Source organism: Cellvibrio sp. OA-2007, assembly GCF_000953825.1.
Taxonomy (GTDB): domain Bacteria; phylum Pseudomonadota; class Gammaproteobacteria; order Pseudomonadales; family Cellvibrionaceae; genus Cellvibrio.
Genome location: NZ_BBUL01000088.1, coordinates 1 through 21747, shown reverse-complemented (window position 1 = coordinate 21747; position 21747 = coordinate 1). Strand labels below are relative to the sequence as shown.

The 21747-nt window shown below is 47.3% G+C and carries 19 protein-coding genes; 10 read left to right on the top strand and 9 right to left on the bottom strand.

Going from position 1 to position 21747, the window contains the following annotated elements:
- The first annotated feature begins 3 nt into the window (after positions 1 to 3).
- Complete coding sequence (locus AWU77_RS09410) at positions 4 to 837, top strand: hypothetical protein (protein ID WP_152625324.1); 834 nt, start codon at positions 4 to 6, stop codon at positions 835 to 837.
- Between the two features lie 61 nt (positions 838 to 898).
- The gene (locus AWU77_RS09405; RefSeq protein ID WP_062062247.1) at positions 899 to 1621 is read left to right on the top strand and encodes an SDR family NAD(P)-dependent oxidoreductase; all 723 of its coding nucleotides are present in this window, start codon (positions 899 to 901) and stop codon (positions 1619 to 1621) included.
- A 77-nt stretch (positions 1622 to 1698) separates the two neighbouring features.
- Here AWU77_RS09405 and AWU77_RS09400 read toward each other — a convergent pair whose 3' ends face one another.
- The 5 genes from AWU77_RS09400 to AWU77_RS09380 form a co-directional block, all read right to left on the bottom strand.
- Positions 1699 to 4236 carry an EAL domain-containing protein gene (locus tag AWU77_RS09400; RefSeq protein ID WP_238582364.1) on the bottom strand — a complete coding sequence of 846 codons (2538 nt, stop codon included), beginning with the start codon at positions 4234 to 4236 and terminating at the stop codon, positions 1699 to 1701.
- 109 nt (positions 4237 to 4345) lie between these two features.
- The gene (locus AWU77_RS09395) at positions 4346 to 6157 is read right to left on the bottom strand and encodes a thiamine pyrophosphate-binding protein (protein WP_084618243.1); all 1812 of its coding nucleotides are present in this window, start codon (positions 6155 to 6157) and stop codon (positions 4346 to 4348) included.
- Positions 6158 to 6433: 276 nt separating this feature from the next.
- Complete coding sequence (locus AWU77_RS09390; protein WP_062062244.1) at positions 6434 to 7294, bottom strand: ABC transporter ATP-binding protein; 861 nt, start codon at positions 7292 to 7294, stop codon at positions 6434 to 6436.
- A gap of 86 nt (positions 7295 to 7380) precedes the next feature.
- Complete coding sequence (locus AWU77_RS09385) at positions 7381 to 8358, bottom strand: ABC transporter permease (RefSeq protein WP_062062241.1); 978 nt, start codon at positions 8356 to 8358, stop codon at positions 7381 to 7383.
- A gap of 82 nt (positions 8359 to 8440) precedes the next feature.
- Positions 8441 to 9838, bottom strand: a complete 1398-nt coding sequence (locus AWU77_RS09380; protein ID WP_375600837.1) for a CmpA/NrtA family ABC transporter substrate-binding protein — start codon at positions 9836 to 9838, stop codon at positions 8441 to 8443.
- A gap of 601 nt (positions 9839 to 10439) precedes the next feature.
- Here AWU77_RS09380 and AWU77_RS09370 point away from each other — a divergent pair.
- Positions 10440 to 11525 (top strand): tetratricopeptide repeat protein, encoded by a 1086-nt coding sequence (locus AWU77_RS09370; RefSeq protein ID WP_238582363.1) that lies wholly within the window; start codon positions 10440 to 10442, stop codon positions 11523 to 11525.
- 17 nt (positions 11526 to 11542) lie between these two features.
- On the opposite strand, the gene AWU77_RS09365 is transcribed toward AWU77_RS09370, so the two are convergent.
- The 3 genes from AWU77_RS09365 to AWU77_RS09355 all read right to left on the bottom strand — a co-directional run bounded on the left by AWU77_RS09365 (position 11543) and on the right by AWU77_RS09355 (position 14418).
- Positions 11543 to 12028, bottom strand: coding sequence for a DUF3833 domain-containing protein (locus AWU77_RS09365; RefSeq protein ID WP_238582362.1), 486 nt, complete (start codon positions 12026 to 12028; stop codon positions 11543 to 11545).
- A 194-nt stretch (positions 12029 to 12222) separates the two neighbouring features.
- Positions 12223 to 13074, bottom strand: coding sequence for a nitrate ABC transporter permease (gene ntrB / locus AWU77_RS09360; RefSeq protein ID WP_062062225.1), 852 nt, complete (start codon positions 13072 to 13074; stop codon positions 12223 to 12225).
- A 15-nt stretch (positions 13075 to 13089) separates the two neighbouring features.
- The gene (locus AWU77_RS09355; protein WP_062062222.1) at positions 13090 to 14418 is read right to left on the bottom strand and encodes a CmpA/NrtA family ABC transporter substrate-binding protein; all 1329 of its coding nucleotides are present in this window, start codon (positions 14416 to 14418) and stop codon (positions 13090 to 13092) included.
- A gap of 527 nt (positions 14419 to 14945) precedes the next feature.
- On the opposite strand from AWU77_RS09355, the gene AWU77_RS09350 reads away from it, so the two are divergent.
- The 5 genes from AWU77_RS09350 to AWU77_RS09330 all read left to right on the top strand — a co-directional run bounded on the left by AWU77_RS09350 (position 14946) and on the right by AWU77_RS09330 (position 18757).
- Positions 14946 to 15761: a DUF1080 domain-containing protein gene (locus AWU77_RS09350; RefSeq protein WP_062062219.1), complete on the top strand. Its 816-nt coding sequence runs from the start codon at positions 14946 to 14948 to the stop codon at positions 15759 to 15761.
- Between the two features lie 96 nt (positions 15762 to 15857).
- Positions 15858 to 16343 (top strand): glutathione peroxidase, encoded by a 486-nt coding sequence (locus tag AWU77_RS09345; protein WP_062062217.1) that lies wholly within the window; start codon positions 15858 to 15860, stop codon positions 16341 to 16343.
- A 19-nt stretch (positions 16344 to 16362) separates the two neighbouring features.
- Positions 16363 to 17460 carry an aspartyl protease family protein gene (locus tag AWU77_RS09340; RefSeq protein WP_062062214.1) on the top strand — a complete coding sequence of 366 codons (1098 nt, stop codon included), beginning with the start codon at positions 16363 to 16365 and terminating at the stop codon, positions 17458 to 17460.
- A 107-nt stretch (positions 17461 to 17567) separates the two neighbouring features.
- Positions 17568 to 18083 (top strand): DUF2059 domain-containing protein, encoded by a 516-nt coding sequence (locus AWU77_RS09335; protein ID WP_062062211.1) that lies wholly within the window; start codon positions 17568 to 17570, stop codon positions 18081 to 18083.
- Between the two features lie 74 nt (positions 18084 to 18157).
- The gene (locus AWU77_RS09330) at positions 18158 to 18757 is read left to right on the top strand and encodes a DUF998 domain-containing protein (RefSeq protein WP_062062208.1); all 600 of its coding nucleotides are present in this window, start codon (positions 18158 to 18160) and stop codon (positions 18755 to 18757) included.
- 131 nt (positions 18758 to 18888) lie between these two features.
- On the opposite strand, the gene AWU77_RS09325 is transcribed toward AWU77_RS09330, so the two are convergent.
- Positions 18889 to 20040, bottom strand: a complete 1152-nt coding sequence (locus AWU77_RS09325; RefSeq protein ID WP_152625321.1) for a hypothetical protein — start codon at positions 20038 to 20040, stop codon at positions 18889 to 18891.
- Positions 20041 to 20290: 250 nt separating this feature from the next.
- Between AWU77_RS09325 and AWU77_RS09320 the strand changes: the two genes are divergently transcribed.
- Both AWU77_RS09320 and AWU77_RS09315 read left to right on the top strand, forming a co-directional pair.
- The gene (locus tag AWU77_RS09320; RefSeq protein WP_062062203.1) at positions 20291 to 20752 is read left to right on the top strand and encodes a GNAT family N-acetyltransferase; all 462 of its coding nucleotides are present in this window, start codon (positions 20291 to 20293) and stop codon (positions 20750 to 20752) included.
- A gap of 203 nt (positions 20753 to 20955) precedes the next feature.
- Positions 20956 to 21687: a sulfatase-like hydrolase/transferase gene (locus AWU77_RS09315; RefSeq protein ID WP_084618241.1), complete on the top strand. Its 732-nt coding sequence runs from the start codon at positions 20956 to 20958 to the stop codon at positions 21685 to 21687.
- Positions 21688 to 21747: the final 60 nt, after the last annotated feature.

Below are 21747 nucleotides of genomic sequence, written 5' to 3'. Positions count from 1 at the left end.
AGCGTGAATCAAAAAACATTTAGCGATCAGCGCATCATTAAAATACTTGATGCCCGCCGCGGGAAAATAGTCAGCAAGACAGGAGGATGGTTTCCCGGTAAAGGCGTTTTTAGTCATGGCTATTCCATGATGGATGATTTGGTAGGAAAAAAATCTTACTTCCAGATTGTGGTATTAAACGCGACCGGAAAAATGGTTTCCCCGGAATTTGCTCATTGGGTAGAGGTGGGTTACTCCTGCTTGAGCTGGCCTGATCCGCGTATTTGGTGCAATCAAATTGGGGCGCTTGCTGGTAGTGCGCGCGCATCGGCAATTGCAGCTACCGCTATGGGCGTGCTGGCGACAGATTCGCGCACCTATGGCGTCTATCCATTAAAGGAGGGTGTGCAATTTATTCAGGCTGCCTTGGTGAGTCATCAGCAAGGGCTATCGGCTGAACAGATAGTGGCAAGTGTACCTGCGCGTGGTGGTAAGCCGTTAATTATTGGGTATATTCGCCCTATTGCGAAAGGTGATGAACGCATTCGTGCCATGGCAAGCATCGCGGAAGCTTATGGTTTTCCAACCGGCCCGCATCTGCAATTGGCAATGGAAATTGAGCGTGTTTTGCAGGAAAAATATGACGAGGGAATGAATATTAATGGTTATGTATCGGCTGTAATGGCGGATCATGATTTTTGTCCCGATGAGGTATATCAAATATTTACTACGCTGGTCGCCAGCGGTGTAACGGCTTGTTATTTGGATACCTACCATCAAGCGCCTGATACATTTTTACCGCTGCGCTGTGATGATATTGATTATCAAGGTGTTGCTATTCGCTCGGTTCCTGATTAATTCCATTTTTCTTTTTCTTTTTCTTTTTCTTTTCCGCAATTTTTTCAACAGAGAAATCATTATGCAAAAAACAGCGTTAGTTACTGGCGGCAATTCCGGTATTGGTTATGCGACGGCAAAACTGTTAAAAGCCAAGGGTTACGATGTGACTATTTGTGGGCGCAATAGTGAGCGTGTCGAGCGGGCTGCAGCGGAATTGGGAGTAAAAGGCATAGTGGCGGATATGGGCTGTGCCAGTGACGTAATTAAATTGGCAGGGCACTTTGAGGGGAAATCGCTGAGTGCGTTAGTTAACAACGCAGCAATTGCGCGTTTTGCTCCGCTTGCCTATTGCACAAGTGCCGACTTTGACGAGTTTATGAATACCAATGTTCGCGGCCCTTTGGATTTAATTAAAGGTGTTTTGCCGGCGCTACAGAAAGCGAGCGGCAGTATTACCAATGTGTCGTCGGCCGTGGTCAATAATGGTTTGGCGAATGCGGCGCTTTATGCGGCAACCAAGGGTGCATTAGAGGCGTGCACCAAAAGTTTGGCGATTGAATTTGCCCCTATTGGGGTGCGTATTAATGCTGTTGCACCGGGCGCAATTGATACGCCGATTATTACCAAACTAGGTCTTGATGAACAAACGCAAGCGGCAGTAAAAGCCCATATGGAAACCACTATTCCATTGGCTCGCTACGGTCGTGCCGATGAAGTGGCGGAAGTGATTGTCGCGCAGTTGGAGTCAAGTTATACCACCGGTGCCATTTGGGCTGTTGACGGTGGTGTGAATGTGACTTGATGCGAGCCTGATTGCTGAGTGAGTGCTGCGTATAATTGCATGAGTTAATTCAGCTGCAATTATCGCAGTACCTTCGTTTAGCGTGAGGTTTTGCTAATAGTTTGTTCGGTAAATAGTTGGGTGATTGGCAGCGGATGCCCGATGTGATAGCCCTGCACAAAATCTACGCCCATGGTTTTTAAAATGTCGAGAATGGCCTCGTTCTCTACATATTCTGCCACCGCTTTTTTGCCCAGAGCCTGAATGACCTGAATCATGGAGCGCACTAGCGTTTGGTCAATCGTATCGCGGTGTAAGTTTTGAATAAACGAACCATCGAGTTTAATGTAATCCGCCGGTAAATCTTTCAAGTAAGCAAAACTACTAAAACCAGAACCAAAATCATCCACTGAAAAGCTACAGCCCAACTTGTGTAGTTCGGCAATCACCCGCTGGGTGATGTGCAGGTTAAACAAGCTTGCACTTTCAGTGAGTTCAAAGGTGATGCGCTTGGGGTCTACTTCCGTCTCTTTTAAATTCTCCAGAATGGTGGGCACCAGATTTTCATCTTTAAACGCCTGGGCTGAGAGATTAATGGCGATATGGTTTAGTTCAGGGTGCGCTTTTAAGTTGCGTATGGCTAGTTTAATAATCCAGCGATCTAACAAATGCATTTCACCCGCCGCTTCCAGTGCGGGAATAAAATTATTGGGGCCAATAACTTTGCCATCGGTTTCTACCAGGCGAACCAGTGCTTCGTAATAGGATACTTTATTCTTTTTGATATCAAAAATAGGCTGAAAGTAGAGCGTCATCCGGTCATCGGCGATTGCGGCGCGTACTTTTTGCGACATATTAATCGAGTGGCGCAGCTCATCGCTTTCACTGTCGAGCGGATTGTATTGATGAATTAAATTGCGCCCGCGCCCTTTGGCGACATAGAGCGCTATATCGGCGCGCATCAAGTGCTCTTCCGCATTATTGGTACTACCATCAATTAGTGTGAGGCCGATACTACTGCCGAGGTTGACCCGCTGTTCATGCATTTGAAAACTGAACTCGCTAATAATCTGCTGAATGCTACGGGCAAACTCGTGTGCTTCGGTGCTGTGAATGTCGCGCAATAAGATGGCAAATTCATCGCCGCCTAAACGGCAGAGGATATCGGCGCCGCGAATGCGTTTACTCAACAGGTGCGACATTTCGCGCAGTACTTCATCGCCTTTTTGATGGCCGAAGGTATCGTTAATAACTTTAAAGTGATCCAGATCCAAGTACACCAGCGCGTGCTGGCGTTTATTGCGCACCGAGTCGGCGGTTAATTGTGCAAGTGTGGTTTCAAAAAAGTGACGGTTGTACAAACCGGTGAGCGAATCGTGCATGGCTAAATATTTAAGCTGCTCTTGCGATTCGCGCCGCTCGGTGATGTTGTCCAAACAAACAGTCAAATTGCCCTGTTGTTTGCTATTGCTGGAGCGGCTGATTTTTAATTGTGCCCATAATTTCTGGTGGCGATTATTGCTCAGGCAAATTTCAATTTCGGGGCAGGGCTTATTCTGTAGCAGGGCTTTGCGAATTTTATTTTGGAACAGCGAAAACTGCGCTACATCTTCTGGTGCGATAAAATTTTCCAGTGGCTGGCCGATGCATTCGCTAATGGGGTAGCCCATCATGGTTTCCCATGCGCGATTGAGGTAGCAGATTACAAAATGCTCATCCAGCTCCATCACCACTGACTGTAAATCTTCGAGCAGTTGATGGTGGTTTTGGTAGAGTTGGCGGTAGGCCAGCTCGCGTTCTTGCAGGGATTTCACGCGCGCGGCAAATTGCGCGTTGCTCACTAGAAAATCATCGCGATGAATGGCGATATCACAGACTTTACGCAACTGTTCCGCGCGAAATGGTTTAGGTAAAAAATCGACCGCACCGAGCAGCATTAATTCTTCGGCCTGATCGATGGTGGTATGCGCCGTCATAATCACCACCGGCTGGTTGGGATCAATACTGCCAATTTCAATTAAGATGTCGCGTCCGGATAATTTGGGCAGCATCACATCGAGCAAAACCAAATCGTGTCGTCGTTGTACCCAGGCGCGCAGGCCGGTGTCACCTTCGTAGGCAACTTCAATCTCAAACGAGGGCGAGAGTACGCGTTTGATCAAATCGGCGGTGTCGGGTTCATCCTCTACTACCAGCAAGCGCGGTTTGTCAGTGCTGTTGTGTTGCCGATGAGCCAGTTTTTGCACGGCGGCAGGCAGTTGTTTGATGTGATCGAGGGGGAGTAGTTGATTGATGCCATATTCGCGCGCGGTGACTTCGGCGATGCGCTCACACCAAGTGCTGGCGATAATAATAATCGGCAGATCAGCGCGGCATTCTAGAATGCCGCTGCGCACCAAACGCGATAAGCGCCAGCCATCCATATCGGCGGTGTCAACATCTACAATCAATACATCAACTGGCTGTTGGCGCAGGGCGCGTAGCGCTTGTTGTGCGGAGTCGACGCAGGTGTACTTATTGAGCCCAGCCGAACGTAAACTACCGGTAATGGCAGTCATCGCGTGGGCGTCGTTATTAACGATAAGGAGGTTAATAGGCGAGCTGGATTGATTGGATTGGGTGTTATCAGTTAACACTCGTCGGTCTCCGCATTAATATCCTTTCAGCCTAGCATAAACTGCGAGCTCCTTTTCGCCTAGGTAGGTTTTGCGTTACAAGTTTCCCCAATAATCAATCAGTTTAGTATTAACCTCCCGGTGTTGCCGAGCCATTTACCGCCAGACCTTTGATGCGGTCGCCCATGGGTGGAATTTCATTGCGGTCGATGCGGACATCAAGCAGGGTGGGGCCATTTTTTTGAAATAATGCGGCGTAATCCAGCGCGTCTAATTGTTCTGGTGAATCGATCACTATGCCGTCTACGCCCATCGCCTGCGCCATGAGTGCGTAATTGACATCATTTAATTCCCAGCCGATAGATTCTTGCTGCCCGAGCATTTGCCCGTGCATCACCATGCCCATCGCTGAATCATTTAATACTAAAAAAACCACAGGCAGCTTTTGCTGGGCAGCGACGGTGATTTCCTGTGCGCTCATCAAATAAGAGCCATCGCCCACAATACATAAGGTAGGTGCACCGGGATTGGCAATGGCAGATCCAATCGCGGCGCCAATCGACCAGGCCATGGAGCCGTAGCCCATGGCGATACGATACAAACCTTCACTATTTGCGCGCGTCAGGTAGTGGGTCGCCCAAGACCAGCCGTTACCGGCATCGACAAATATGCGAGTGTTGTCGGGTAGCGCGCGGGAGAGGTGGGACATCAACCGCTGGGGCTTTACCGGGCTGGCGTTGGAATAGCATTTTTCAGCATCGTTGAGCGTGAAAAAACCGCCGTTGGCATTTTCAGTGGCCGCACCTGGCAGTGTCTGCCAGCGGCGCCCCCATTTGCGCGCTTCGTGCACGCTCTTTACCAAACGATCAAAGATCACATCGATATTGCCGAACACATGCAGGTTCGCCATGGGCGAGCGGGTGAAGTGTTCGATTGATGAGTCGATATGCACCAGCTTGGTGTTGAGCAAATCGTCTTTCCAGCCGCTAGTGCCCAGCTCGCCCAGCTCGGTACCCACCGCCAGAATTAAGTTCACCGCCGGGTTTTGCAGCAGATTTTTAGCGCTCTCGTGCCCAGCAAAACCAAATACACCGCGATAGAGCGGGTGATGTTCATCGACCCAGGTTTTGCCCATAGGGCCAGTGACAAATGCCGCGCCGGTCAGCTCGATAAACTCCATGATTTGTTTGCTGGCTTTGCCTACGCCATTGCCGATATACATCACGATGTTATCGACCTTGCCGAGCTTTTCGCACAGGCGGGCAATGGCGGAATCGTCGGCCATGGCGAAATCGTGCACTAACAAGTCGCTGTGGATATGGGCATTGATGGTTGCTGGTGCGCGCAACACATCGGCGGGAATACTGATATGTACAGGACCGTTGGGTTTGCGATGCGCCGCCATGATTGCCGAGACCAATTTGCTCTCAAGCTGTTCGTGATGAGATACCAGGGTATTAAATTGGGTGACGTAGCGGAACATGCCCACAGTATCTATAGCGGTGCAGCTGGATTCCTGCAGTGCGCGTTTACCAAACTTGGGCAGTGGCGTTTGCGCGGTAATTACCAGCATAGGCACTTCATCGGCCAGTGCCGAGGCGACACCGGTAATCAGGTTGGTGGCGCCGGGGCCAGTAGTGGCGCAGACCACACCCATTTTGCCGCTTTCGCGCGCGTAGCCATCAGCCATAAAGGCAGCGCCGCATTCATGGCGCGCAACGACCAAACGCGGCCCTCCATTGCGCTCGCTGCGTGCCAATGAGTTAAGCAGGGGTTCAATCGCCCCGCCCGGCACGCCGAATACCTTATCTATACCCATTTGGGCGAGGTAATCCACAAGCAAGTCGGCATAGGTGGTGGTTAGTTCGGGGGTTGCTGCGGGGGCAGCTGATTGCGTTGGAGAGCTGGAGAAATGAGCTGGGTTGTGGATGAGTTGCAGCATGGAGTTCGCGCCTTGTTTCCAGAAGTGCGTGATCCGTCACGGATGAGTGTCATCAAATATGCTGCACAATATATACCAATGATGAAAAATGCGCCAGACAAAAAAATAATCACTGTGAGCAATATTTATTCGCTCTGTTTGCCGGTGAAAAAGTTGGCTTAGGTCAAATATTTTCGTTGGGGGTATAAAAAAGCCCCAGCAAGCTGGGGCAAACAGAGGACAGGAGTGCATGCCATTTGGGCATGGCGCTGCACTTTTGTAAGAATTGGTGCACTATCAGGCGACGCTTTTGGATTTTTCTGCAGTGCCTTTATCCTGTTTTTTTTCGGCGCGTTTGGCGTCGATCGATTCAATTTTTTTTTGCTTCTCATACAAAAAGCGCAACACCGATGAGCGATAGTGGTTGTACTCGGCATTGTCGGCCAGCTCCAGACGATTGCGCGGGCGCGCGAGGGGCACATCCAATATTTCGCCCACTGTCGCGGCGGGGCCGTTGGTCATCATCACTATGCGGTCAGAGAGCAGCACCGCTTCATCAACATCATGGGTAATCATAATGACGGTGTTGCCCAATTCGTTTTGGATTTCCATCAGCGAGTCTTGCAGGTGCGCGCGGGTGAGGGCATCCAGTGCGCCGAAGGGTTCATCCATCAGCAATACCTGCGGCTCCATCGCCAGTGCGCGGGCGATACCTACACGCTGTTTCATACCGCCGGATAATTCATCGGGGCGTTTGTGCAGTGCGTGGGTCATGTGCACTAATTCCAGATTGTGCTCAATCCACTCGCGCATTTCTGCTTTGGTTTTTCTGCCTTTAAATACACGTTTTACGCCTAGCTCTACATTTTCATAGGCGGTCAGCCAAGGCAGCAGCGAATGGTTTTGGAATACCACCGCGCGCTCGGGGCCTGGCTCGTTAACTTCGCGGCCATTTAGCATTACGCCGCCAGTGGTTGCTTGATACAAACCAGCGACAATATTTAACACAGTAGATTTGCCGCAGCCGGAGTGGCCAATCAGCGAAACAAATTCACCTTTTTTAATTTTTAAATCCACATTTTGCAGCGCGCAAAAGGGGCCTTTGGGGGTGGGAAATTCAATGCCGACTCTACTTAATTCCAAATGGATCTGGCTCATGCTGGATTCCTCTGTAACAAACTGAAATAAATAAAATAAGGTGCTCAGGATTTAATAGGCAATTAACGTACCCAATCATGCAGTGGTTAACGAACCACTGCGCTCTTATCCCAATTGATATAGGTTTGCAGCATCAAAATTGTGCGGTCGAGTAAAAACCCAATCAGACCTATCACTAAAATGGCCAAACAGATGCGGCTTAATGAATCGGAAGAGCCATTTTGAAACTCATCCCACACAAATTTGCCCAAACCTGGATTTTGCGAAAGCATTTCAGCGGCGATCAACACCATCCAGGCGATACCGAGAGAAATACGCAGGCCGGTAAACATCATGGGAATGGCGGAGGGCAAAACAATTTTCACTACGTGAGTAAACCAGCCCAAGCGCAATACGCGACTGACATTAATTAAATCTTTGCTTACGCCTGCAACACCGACTGCGGTGTTGAGCATGGTGGGCCAGAGCGAGCATAGGCTCACAGTTAAGAGCGAGATAATGTAGGACTTGGAGAACATAGGCGCGTCAGATACATACACAGCGCTCACTACCAGTGTGACCAATGGCAGCCATGCTAGTGGCGATACGGGTTTGAATAACTGAATCAGTGGATTGATCGCGTTGTACAGTGGCTGGCTCAAGCCGATCATAATACCTACTGGAATGGCGATAATCGTTGCCACTAAAAATCCCGATAATACGGTTACTAAACTGGTTTCAATTTTGTCGAAAAAAGTGGGGCGGCCACTGAAGGGGCGCTCATCTAATTTTGCCTCAGGGTCTTTGGCGATCAGCTCGGCATTGCGCTTATCTTGACGCTCATAATATTTTGCTTCGCGCGCTTGTTCGGCGGTGTACTCATCCACCAAATTGCCCCATTGTTCAAATACTTGTTTTGGCTGAGGGAAATCGCCCAGCGAGGTTTTAATGTTCGGTGCAGCGGCGTGCCAAACCATTAAAAACAATGCGATACCAATCATTGGCATAAGAGTTTTAACAATTAATTCTGGCCATTTAATGCTTTTTAATTGTTCTATTTTTACTGAAGCGAGAGTGCTGTTCATAATCTTTCCTCTGCATGCCCGCTTAATTGTATGTGCAACAATAAGCGGGCTTATGTTTTTACATGCTTAACAAAACTGCTAATTAAATTTGTTCGTCGCCTTTCAAACCAATCTCAAATTGTTTGAGGTAATCGTTTGGCTTGGTAGCGTCAAAAACTTTTCCGTCGATAAATTTGGTGTCTTCCGGTTTGCGGAAACCATCGGTTTTATCCAGTTCGGGGAAATCAGCAGCAGACATTTTTCCTTCGGCAATCAAATCTTTCACTGCTTGGCGATACACTTCTGGCAGGAATATTTTTTTCGCAGTTTCGGTGTACCAGCTATCAGGTTTTGGCTCGGCAATTTGGCCCCAGCGACGCATTTGAGTTAAGTACCAGATGGCGTCTGAGTAGTAAGGCATGTTGGCGTTGTAGCGGAAAAACACATTGAAGTCAGGTTGTTTGCGTACATCGCCGCGGTCGTATTCAAAAACGCCGGTCATAGAGTTGGCGATAACTTTGTAATCTGCGCCCACGTAGTGCGATGCGGAAATCATTTTGGCAGCAGCAGAGCGATTGGCGTTGTTGTTTTCATCCAACCATTTGGCGGCACGAATTAATGATTTCACTACGCGAATATGGGTGTTTGGGTATTTGTCTGCCCACTCTTTGGTAACACCAAATACTTTTTCAGTGAAGTTGCTGTGAATATCGTTGTTGGTAACAACCGGTACCCCAATACCGCGAAATACGGCTTGTTGGTTCCATGGCTCGCCCACCATATAACCTTTAATAGTGCCCGCTTCCAAAGTTGCAGGCATTTGTGGTGGCGGTGTTACTGAGAGCAAAACATCGGCTTTAATTTGGCCGGTGATATCGCCTTTAGCTGGAGCGTAAAAACCAGGGTGAATTCCGCCTGCGGCTAGCCAATAGCGAATTTCATAGTTGTGGGTTGAGACGGGGAATACCATTCCCATGGGGAATGTTTGGCCTGCATCTTTGGCTGCCATAACAACTGGTTTTAATGCATCAGCTTTAATTGGGTGAACTAATTTTCCATCGGCGCCGACTGGAACATTTTTCTTCATTTTTTTCCAAACATCGTTGGCAACTGTTAAACCATTACCGTTTAAATCCATTACAAATGAAGTCACTATGTGCGCGTTGGTGCCGAAGCCAATAGTAGAGCCAATCGGTTGGCCAGCCAGCATGTGTGAGCCATCTAATTCGCCAGTAATAACGCGGTCAAGTACCACTTTCCAGTTAGCTTGCGCTTCCAGTTCAACGCTTAAACCTTCGTCGTCGAAGTAGCCATTTTCATAAGCAACGGCCAGAGGAATCATGTCGGTTAATTTAATAAAGCCGAATTTTAAGGTGTCTTTTTCCGCGGGTCCGGTTTCGGCATGTGCGCTGGTCAGCAATGAAAACGCAGTGGCAATTGCCAATGTGGTTTTTGCAATCGGTCGCAATAAGCGTGAAATTTTATCTGTTGTTGTAGTGATTTTTTTCATCTCTTACTCCTGGCATCAATTAAAAAATTATCTGCAAAAAAATAAAGTAAAAATTTGTCTGGGTGGCTGCTCTAAAAAAACAAAACGTAAAAATAAAAGTGTGTGTAAAAAATGGTGGTGTAATGAATCAGTACACAATGGCTTATTCAAACACTGTGCCAAGATCGGCAATGCACTTTAACGGCGCAGTGTTTTTGCACTTATCGTGGCTTTTTATTTGGTTTTGCGCGCTGCTGGGTCATGAAAAAACTTACTGCTTTTTTTTGGTGCCAGAATCTGTGTTGCGAGTGAGCACGTGAAGTTGCCGAAGCTGAATACACATGCACTTATTTTGCGCAGCGGTGCGTTGATATCATTCAGTGCGTGCAACCATGTGTGTTTTAGATCGGCCAGCGAAGTTAAGTGAAAAGAAAAAAAGGCTTGTATCTCGCGGAGTTAGCGTGACATTTGTGACGCGCACAAGCGCCAAATACCCCCTATACTCAAGTGGAGTATTCAGCCCCCGATGAGCCTCAAAAGAATGAAATTATTCCGATTCCTAGTCATTTTCAGTTGTTTGACACTCTGCGCCTGTACTTCTGTGGTGCAAAAAATGCCATTTATGGCGGATAAAGGTGTTTTGGCACGCGAGCTGTCGGGCGAGCTGATTTTAGGGCGTCCCTATTTGCCCGAAGAGTTGCCCAATGCAGATCTATTCGGCATGACAAAAGAAATGCAGCTCTTTGCGGAGGCTGCCACTGCTCAGCTCAAGCGCAGCGATGCCAAAGCCGAAGCGTTGCATAAAGCCTTGATGACATCGGTTAGTTACGGCGGGCGCGGGATTACCTACAGCGCCTATGACACCATTACTGGCATAGAAGCATTCGAGCGGCGTCAGGCTAATTGCATCAGTTACACGCTCTTGTATGTGGCAATGGCGCGGCATGTGGGGTTGAAGGCTGAAGTCAATGAGGTGATCTTGCCACCCACTTGGGATATGCGCGCGAGTGATACCTATCTGCTGATGCGCCACGTCAATGCCAAAGTATTTATGCCGCGCGTGAACAAGTCCTATATTCGTATTATCGGCACGGCGGATGTGAGCGATATAGTGGTGGACCTGGAAATGCGGCGCTATCGCTCTCACTACAAACAGCAGGTGATCGACAAGGACTTAGTGGCCGCCCAGTTTTATTCTAATCGCGGAATGGAATTAGCAGCTGAGGGCAATGTGCGTGAAGGTTTTTTACATTTGCGTAAAGCGCTGCTGATGAGTCAGGAACCGAGTTATATTTGGAGCAATTTCGGCAGCTTTTATCGCCGCCAAAAGTTACTGCCGGAAGCAGAGGCGATTTACTTGCATGGTTTAAGCATCAATCCGCGCGATTACAATATCATGCACAATCTTGCTGGCCTGTATAAAGATATGGGCAAATTGGAACAGAGTGAATATTACCAAAAGCGGGTGCGCCAATATCGCAATGCCAATCCATATTTTATGTATAAACGCGCCGAAGAAAAGATGAATAAAAATGATCTTCAAGGCGCTTTAACCTTAATCAAAAAAGCAATTAAGAAGGAGGGCAATGAAGCGCGCTTCTATCGGTTAGCCGCGGACATATACGATCAGTTGGGTGATACAGATAATGCACAAAACATGCGCGATAAGTTATATCAATTACGAACGATACGGTTTTAATGTTATGACCTGGGGAGTTATTTTTTTACAATCACCAATTGAATACTGCCAACCTTGAAGCCCCATTTGCGCAACGTAGATTCATTGAGTAAGGTTTTGTTATCAACTTGCCACATCCAATCATCTACCTTGAGTTGCAGTGGTGAGCCTTTGTAATTGATCTCCAGCACATAGTTTAATTGCATGGCGTTGCCTTTGACTTGCGCCTTGCCTGTGCCAATCACATCCCCTGCGGTTGCGGCGTAGCCGTTGGTCGTTGGGGTGAGTGTCCAGTTGCGGTACTGAATTTCGCCGTCATCAAAAATAAATTTCTCTTCCAGGGTGCCAATACCGTTTTGCCAATAGGCATTGATGCTTGCGTTGAAGTAACGCGTGACTTTTCCGCTGCGATCTTTCAGCACACCGTGGGCGCTCAACTGGCCGTTAAAAAACGCTTGCGGATCAAGCTGTGGTTGATTGCTGGCGTATTCGTCGATGGATGTGGTTGAGCATGAAGAGAGCATAAGCATCAGGCCTGATACGAATAGCATTTTCCAAGGTTTGAACATGGATGGGTGCCTTGATTCAGTTAAGTGTTATTACAGTATACGCAAGGTTTCAACAGCAAGATCAGTGCGCATAAAAAACGCCAGCATTGGCGATGCTGGCGTTGCGGTTAGTTGTGCTGGATGGTGCCGCTGGGTGATTGTTTTGCGTGTTACTGTGCCGTTCCCCGTGTGACCAAATAGCCCACCAGACCTACAAGCCGATCCAGTGCATATCCAATCAGCCCTACATAAATCAACGCGAGAATGATGTCGCTGATGCGCGATGAGTTCCAGGCATCCCAAATAAAGAAGCCAATACCCACACCACCCACCAGCATTTCGGCGGCGATAATTGCCAACCAGGACAAACCTATGCCGATGCGCAAACCCGAAAATATATAAGGCGCTGCGGCGGGCAACATGATTTTGTAAAAATACTGCCAGCCATTTAAACGCACCACGCGTGCAACATTGCGGTAGTCGGCGGGAATATTTCGCACACCAACCGAGGTGTTGATAATAATTGGCCAGATAGAGGTAATAAAAATGACAAACAACGCGGACGGATTGCTGTCTTGAAATCCTGCAAGGGACAGCGGCAGCCAGGCGAGTGGTGGTACGGTGCGCAAGACTTGAAAGAGTGGATCCAGCCCGCGCATTGCCCACTTTGACTGGCCAACCAAAATGCCCAGCGCAACTCCGGCTATCACCGCCAGCGTATAACCAATCGCCACCCGCTTGAGGCTCGCTAATAATTGCCAGCCCATTCCGACATCGGTGCCGCCATTGTCGTAAAACGGATTTTCAATCAGGTAGCGTGTCTCCTCAAACACAGTGCTGGCAGAGGGTAGACTGGAGTCCGGCTGCGAGCAGGTAATTTGCCAGAGTGCGACCAATAAACTGATCACAACCAGTGCCGGTGTCACTCTGACTAAAAAATATTGCCCAATTGCTTTTGCCCGCTGCGCAATGCTGCGCGATTCGTCGGTAAATCCGCTGGTGGTGATGCTGGATTCGGCCATGGTAATTACTCCGCGTTATGCCAAGGTTTTAATCGCAAGGCTATCGAGATAGGCTTTGGGATTAGCAGGGTCAAACACTTTTCCATCAAAGAATTTTTCTACACCGCGTGAGGTGCTGGTAGGAATTTCTGCAGCGGGAATTTTTAACGTGGTTGCTGCGGCACGCCATAAGTCTTCGCGGTTAACTTTATCGACCAGTGCGTTAATATCGGTGCTGGCCGGTAAATAGCCCCAGCGAATATCTTCGGTGATAAACCAGGCATCGTGGCTCTTGAAAGGGTAAGAGGCAAAGTCTTTCCAGTAACGCATTTGCTCCGGGCTGTTTTCCACCACGCGGCCAGTGCCGTAGTCGAAATTGCCTTTCATGCGTTCAACCACATCATTAAACGGCGCACCGATCCATTTGCGGTCAGAACAAATTTTCGCAACTTCTTCGCGGTTTTCGGCTTTCTCGCAAAACATTTGCGCTTCCATTACCGCCATCAACAAGGCTTGGGTGGCGTTGGGATTTTTTTCAATCCAATCGCTGCGCATAGCAAAGGCTTTTTCCGGGTGGTTGTGCCACAACTCGCCAGTTGTTAATGCGGTGTAACCAATTTTTTGATTAATTAATTGTTCATTCCACGGTTCGCATACACAGAAAGTATCCATGTTGCCGACTTTCATATTGGCCACCATTTGCGCCGGTGGTACTACGATGGTGGAAATATCTTTGTTGGGGTCAATACCTGCCGCAGAGAGCCAATAGCGCATCCATAAATCATGGGTACCGCCGGGGAAGGTAACTGCAGCATTCACGGCTTTACCGCTGGCTTTTTTCGCGGCAACGGCTTCTTTAAAACCTTTTGCCTGCACATCCACTTTTAAACCTGCATACTCTTTGCCAACTGAAATACATTGACCGTTTAAATTCAGCCGCGCGAGTATGGACATAGGCACCGGCTGATTGTTTGCCGTCATTGCGCCGGTAGTAATCAGGTAGGGCATTGGCGATAAAATATGTGCGCCGTCGATGCCATTATTTTGTGAACCTAAAACAAGATTGTCGCGCGTGGTGCCCCAGGAGGATTGTTTTAATACTTCCACGCCGGTCATGCCGTACTTGGCAAAAAAACCTTTTTCCTGCGCAACAAATAACGGCGCGGCATCGGTCAATGCAATAAAGCCCAGTTTTGCTTTAGTGGTTTCCAGTGCCGCCGGTGCAGCGTAGGCAAGGCTGCCCAAGCCGGGCAGCATGCCAAGCACAGCGGCACTACCTGCTGCGCCAAGGCCAGTTTTTAATAACTGGCGGCGATTTAATTGCAATGTTTGATCGTTGCTATCGGGGGAGTTTTTTTTGTCCATGAAATAATTCTCGCAGTCAGTATGGTTTAGGTATCAGGTGATAGACGGACAATCCTTGCAGTATCGATCCTTACAACATTTACAGCGGTGTGTGAGCTCAAAATCGCTAAGGCATAATTAATGCCAATCACCAACTAAAAATTCTGAAATCATTTTCTCGGTTATTTTTCCCGTGTTAAAAAGGGTGTGTGCATTTTTGTGGTGCTCAGTTTTTTGCGGGAGTTGAAGCGGTGATTTTTTTGGATGCATTTTTGTTGGCTAAATTTCTTTAAAATGGTGCAGATTTCGAGTTTTGAGCTGAGTGGTTTTGCGCTTGGGTTTATCCTGCTCGGGAGTGTTTGCACGGTTGCTGTGCTAAAGACTATCCAATTACCTGTGGTTGCCCGAATTTGGCTCAGGGTAAAGGTCTGTAATTGTTAATCTGTATAGGTGGACGCGCCGCAATTCAGCCTTTAGCCTGCTGCAGTCAGGCGTACCACTAGGGGATAAAAACCCACAACTCTATAAAGATGAAATGAGGATAAGCGATGAAATTGGGCGGTTTATTGTTATGTGCTTTACTGGCCAGTGCTCCGGTGTTTGCGGGCAGCGGCGAGTGGAAATCCCTGTTTAATGGTAAGGATCTCAGTGGTTGGGAGCCTTATGTTAGCTTTCAGCCAGAAACCAATGAATACAATTTGGTATCCCGCCATCAGCCCCATGGTTTGAATAATGACCCTAACCATATCTTCTCCGTGGTTGATGGCTTGTTGCGGGTGTCGGGTGCGGAGTGGGGCGGGCTGACCAGTGTGGAGGAGTTTGAAAACTTTCACCTGAAGTTCGATATCAAGTGGGGCAAACAAAAATGGCATCCGCGTTTGGATGTAGTGCGTGACAGCGGTCTGTTGTACTTTGCTGTCGGCGCGCAAGGTGCACAGAGCGGCCACTGGATGCGCAGTCATGAATTCCAGGTGCAAGAGGGCGACAGTGGTGATTACCACAGCCTCGATGGTGTGATTATTGATGTGCACGCGGGTGATGCGAACGAAGGTGATTGGAAATTCTATCGCTACGATCCCAAATTGCCGCTGCGCAAAAATATAGCTGCGCGCGTATTAAAACTCGGCAATTATGAAAAACCCAGTGGCGAGTGGGATACCATGGAAGTCATCGCCGACGGCAAAACCCTGATTCACAAAGTTAATGGTCACGAAGTGTTTCGCGGGTTTAATTCACGTCACAAGGTGGATGGAAAATTTGTTCCACTTGCGCGCGGAAAATTGCAAATCCAATCGGAAGGAGCGGAAACGTTTTATCGCAATATTCAAATTAAAACGCTGGATAAACCCGCCGCTGAATACTGATATGCTACGCAAACGGAGGGCGGGGGCTGCTTTAATGCCGCCCGCCCTGCAGTCTGGTTTATGCTTGCTTTCACCAATAACTCTCACAGGTGACCTATGAGCCCTTTCTACAGTTTCACTGCTGAATCTTTGCGCGGTGCGCCCGTTAGCTTGTCTGACTTTGCTGGCAAGTTGGTATTAGTCGTTAATACCGCTAGCCAATGCGGCTTTACCCCACAGTATGCTGGGCTGGAAGCGCTGCATAAAGAATTTAGCGAACAGGGCTTGGTGATTCTTGGCTTTCCTTGCAACCAATTTGGCGGGCAGGAACCGGGCGATGCAATTCAAATCGCGCAGACTTGCCAGATTAATTACGGTGTGAATTTTCCCATGTTTGCCAAGGTGGATGTAAATGGCAACAATGCTCATCCTCTATTTAAATGGCTCACCGCAGAATTACCTGGCTGGTTGGGCAAATCAATCAAGTGGAATTTTACTAAATTTATTATCGGCCGCGATGGCACACCCATCAAACGTTTTGCCACTATAACCAAACCGGAAAGAATGGCTGAATTTATTCGCCAACAATTACTAAAATCCTGACACCTACTCCAATTCAACAATGAATAATAAAAAGGTTATACTTGTCGGCGCATTGGCGTTTACGCTGGGTTTTTACCTCAGCGAGTATCGTCATGCCAATAACAATCAACACCCGCAAATGAGTGTAAGCGTCGTTGCAAATGACGCGCCGTCTATATCGCCAATACATTCTTCTGCGCAAGCTGCTAGCTCGGAACCGTCTGCCAGCGCCGCTGAGTTTTTACCCGCCCGACCACAAACCCCCATTGAGCGTGCTAATCAATTAATTGCCAATGGCGCTTATGGTGAAGCGGTTCGCCTATTAAATAAATTGCTTGAACAGAATCCACAATACACAGAAGCTCTGTGGCTGTTGGCCCGTGTCTATGAGCAGCAGGGACAGCACAAAGAATCGGTCGCCAGTTGGTTTCGCTACATCAACACCGAAGTGGACGCACAAAAAATTGACAATGCACTCGCCTATTTAGCCAAGTATTTAATTCGCCTCACGGAAAATCCTTCTATTTTTGGTGAGAGCTACGAATGGTTAATGGCGCAAATTAACGACCTGATAAAACTCACACCTGACAATGGTGAATTACATTTACAGCTCGCCAAAATGAATCTAAAAATTGAAGATAAAGAGCAGGCGCAATACCATGCGCTGATGGCTGCTAATCAGCCAGCAACCCGCGCGCGTGCCGAGGGCATACTCGCCAAGTTGGATGAAGGCTCAACGGCTGACGATAATGCAGTGCCTGAAATAAGCGTGCAGCTAACTCGCTTCGGCGACCAATTTTTGGTGCCAGTCACTATCGAAGGTGTGCAAGTAAAGTTATTACTGGATACCGGCGCATCCATCAGCGGCCTCACTGCCAGTTTTGTCAATCGCCATTATTCCTTTGTTAAATCTCCCAAGCCCATTCAACTCAACACTGCAAGTGGTACGGTCGAGAGTTATTTATTTTTAGTGGATACTTTCACCATCGAAAGCGTTACCTTCAACAAACATATGCTTGCCCGCCTGCCGATGGATAATAGTGATCAATTCGATGGCTTACTCGGTATCGATATTCTTGGTCGTTTTGATTTTGTAATTGATCAGAATAAAGCGGTATTGCGGTTGAAGAAGCGGTAGTAAAACCTACTTGGCAGGCTTTGCCAATCTATGCCATATTGCACTCGCCATTTATCTGGCATGATTTCGGCTTTATTTTTTTAAATTACTCTGAAGGGAATTTATTTATGAATTTTAATAAAGTGGTTGTATTATTTTGTAGTCTTGTTTTTTCATTGAATGTATTTTCAAGTGAACCGGCCACTACTGCATCTGTAGAGAAATTGTTAGAGTTAACAGAGGCATCGAAAATGGTCGATGCGGTTTATGCTCAGATTGATAGCATGTCTTCTGGTATAGCAACTCAAATGGGTCTTACTGAAAAAGATAGACCTGAATTTGATGCGTATATGAAAAAAGTGAGTGCGCTGGTTACGGAGGAAATGAGCTGGGAAAAAATGAAGGAGCCAATGATGCAGGTGTATATTAAACATTTCACCGAGCAAGAGATTCAGGGAATGATAGAGTTTTATAATTCTGATATCGGTAAATCTACAATCAAAAAAATGCCGTTGGTGATGCAGGATTCAATGGGGGTTAGTCAGAAAATGATGGAGGGAGTTTTTCCAAAAATTAAAGTACTAATGGATGAGTTTTCTACTGAAATGAAAGCAAAAAAGGCTAAGCCAGAAGCGAAAGAGTGAAGTGTAATCTCGTAGCGATTTTTATAGGGTGGAAACATAATGTTTCTACCCTTTTTATATAGAGGGGGAACATAATGCCTCAATATATGGTGGCGGGTGTTATTGCACCGCTATGGATGTTACTAGGCGTCATTTTTGTGGCGCGTTTGTATCCCGGTTATGGTCATCGCCAACAAGTCATGAGTGAGTTAGGTGCACGCGATCGTGCTACCACAAAAATTCATCCGTGGATTAATAATTACCCAATTGGATTTTGGTTTGTATTGTTTGGTGTGGCGTTATTGAAAATGGAGTCCACTGATAATCTTTTATTTTTAACCGGCATCTTGATGGTGGTGCAAGGTGTATCGCATTGGGTAACAGGATTGTTTCCTTGTGATGAAGATTTGGGTATACCTAAATCATCAGTGGTGCAAATAATCCACAATCTTGCTGGTTTGGTTATGTACTTTTCTTTACTCGCTGCGTGTTTGCTGTGGGTAATTAGACAACATGATTTGCCGCAATGGTTCACATTCTATTCTGCAGCGAGCGCCGCAATATCTGTTGTTACATTGGTGCTGATGCTACGTGCACTTAAAACCAACATTAATGTGGGTTTATATCAGCGTATAAATTATGGTGCGTTAGCGGCTTGGGTGATGGTGATGAGTGTGATGCTAATGTCGGTGTAGTTAGACTGCCAATTAAACTAAAAAGCCGCATTGCATGGCGGCTTTTTAGTTTCTAATAATCAGCAATTATCTATTTGCTACACTTTCCGCACCTCATCCCTGAGTATCATTAATTTAATGCTAATCATTAGCTATTTTTGTGGGACGCCAAAGCCAAGGAACCAAGAGAAGTCCAGTGGCTTATAGCCTGCAGGTAAAGGTGTGGGCAGGCCGACGCTATTCGCTCCCGGCAGTGGGCCGCCTTGAGGGGTTTTGCCTGCGGCATTGCGCTGTGCATAGGAATGGCAGGTGATACAAGATGCTTGGTATGGCGACACCTGCGCATTAAACTCCACAAACGAGTTCCCCAGGTTGCCGTTGCTTGCAGCGGGTTGGTTGTATTGGGTTTGTGTTCCTACCAAACGGTAATTTTGGAATGACTTATCTAACTTGCTACCTGCAGCCTTGAATAGCGCCTGTAGCTTGGGTGTGGTTTTGGTTTTTGCCCCAGTGGACTTCGCTGGTGTTGAGCCCCAATGATCTAAGCAGGCATTGTAGAGGCTAGGGTTGCAGCGGTTGGGGTTGGTGCGTTTATCTTGCGGTTCAAACGTAGCCCAGAGCCAATTGGGATACAATTTTGAACTGATATGAATCCCCACCAGAGCGTAACATTGGCCATCAATGATTTCTTGGTAGTGAGTTTTGCTTGGTTTGGTGCAATCGAAGGTCACATCGGTGAAGGATGATGCGGGCACCCAATCTGCTTTGACCTCTATTGCCCCAGTTGGAAAATCAATAACACCGCCTGCTTGCAAATAGGTCTGTTGCCCCGCAACGGTTAATAGTCCTTTGCTTTTACCGTAAGCTTCTTCCGCCGGGCTAATAGTCACTTCTTCGCAAAAAACCGGTGATGCCGATAGATTTTTAGGGACAAAATTTTCCAAGCCGGACTCTGAAGCTGTTGCGGAGGTTGTCATTGGCGCACAGCCGCCAGTACGTTTTGGTGAGTCGTGTGTCGTGGCAAGATTGGCTGTACGCAACGCGCTTCCGTGCAAACGTTGGGTGGGGCAATCATTGGGATTCTTTAAGCAAGCTTGGGATTTCCATGTTTCCCAAGTCAATTGATTGTTTTTTACTTTGCAATTAATTGCGACAAAAAGTCGCCATGCAGTCTCTTCTTGTGTTGCTGCGGGTTTAGCGGGCAAGGCGCATGCATCGATTGCAACATCAAGTTCTGTTGCTGAAGTTAATGATGTGAAACACCCCAAATACACGCCTAGCGAGAGCAAAACAGATTTAGACATAAAATTTATTTTCATTGTTGTGTGTCTCCACGGTTAGTTAGAAAAACGATTCCATATTTTCAAACAGCTCATGGAGCCTAGTTGGCAAAAGCGAGTCCCGCTATTACGCCGTATTACACGAAAGACGAAATAGATTTAATTGTCGTTTAAGTAAACTAAATATTTAATTTAAGCTAATTGATGCGACAAAAACCGAACATAAAAAATGCATTTAAATTTCTTCTACTAAAAAATTGAAAAAGAAAGTCATATGAAAATTATTAATTTAGCCGACGCGCCTGAACATATTCCCACCATTGCCGCTTGGCACCATGCCCAGTGGGGCTATTTAAATCCGGGTGGCACACTTGAATCCCGGATCGAAAGAATGCAGCGTTTTTTAAAAGGCGCGGTTATGCCCGCAATGTATATCTGTGAAGATGGTAAACATTTAGTAGGTACTGCAGCATTAGTAGAGAGCGATATGGACAGCCACCCGGAATTATCCCCATGGCTCGCGAGCGTCTATGTAAACCCGATTTATCGCAAGCGCGGAGTGGGCGCAGCTTTAGTGAAGCATGTTGTCAGTCAAGCCAATGCGCATGGTTTCAACCCGCTTTATTTGTTTACACCGGATCAAGCCAAATTTTATCGCGAATTAGGTTGGCAGTTTATCGCGCAGGAATCTTATCGCGGTGGCGAAGCGACTTTGATGAAGATTGGGGTTCTGTGACAAATCCGCATATCAAAAACGATAAGGTTTTCTTTTACGATGAAATTCATCGAATGTTGTAATAGTTCTGTGCCTATGAGTTGTCGTGATTTGCTGTGCAATCCGATCCGTTGCACAATCTTTTCACTCTCTTGTGTACTAAATTGACTATCTTTTGATATTTTCCAGTCTTTAATGGGCGCAATGCTATAGCGAGAAGTATTATGAGATATGTCTATTTAATCGTAGCTAGTACACTGTTAATCAGTTGTGGCGGTGGAGGTGCAGCTTCTGCACCATTACCTACGTCATCTGCTCTGGTAAGTAGTTCATCGATTGCCAGCAGTGTTTCATCTGGAATGATTTCATCGGTGCAACAAAATTCGTCCAATGCTAGCGTGGCGGAAACCAAAACCAATGTGTTATTAATTATTGCCGATGATCTTGGGTTGGATGCATCCAACCAATACAGTCTATCGCAGCAGCGCCCTGCAACACCTACGCTCGATGGCTTGGCAGCACAGGGCATAGTGTTTGATAACGTTTGGGCGACACCGGCTTGCACCACTACGCGCGGCAGCATTATTACCGGCCAGCACGGAATAAATAGTGGGATTAGTTTTGTGCCTGCGATTCTCGACCCGCAAAGCCAAACCCTGCAGCGCTATTTACGCAACCAAAGTGCCAGCGCAAATTATAAAACCGCCGTGATTGGCAAATGGCATCTCGGCGGTTCCTCGCCTGTTAATTCCCACCCCACCGACAGCGGTGTGGATTATTACAGCGGTAATATTACCGGCGTGCTGCCCGATTATTTTAATTGGCCGTTAATTAGCAATGGTATTAGTACAACCAGTACCGAATACCACTCCACCAAAGTGACTGACTTGGCCATTAATTGGCTGGCGCAACAGCAGCAGCCTGATCCCCTCCGCCAACTTCGGACAGTTCACTAACATACATTTCTTGCCTCAAAGCGCTCTGGGCTAATAAAGCCAATAGCGCTGTGACGGCGG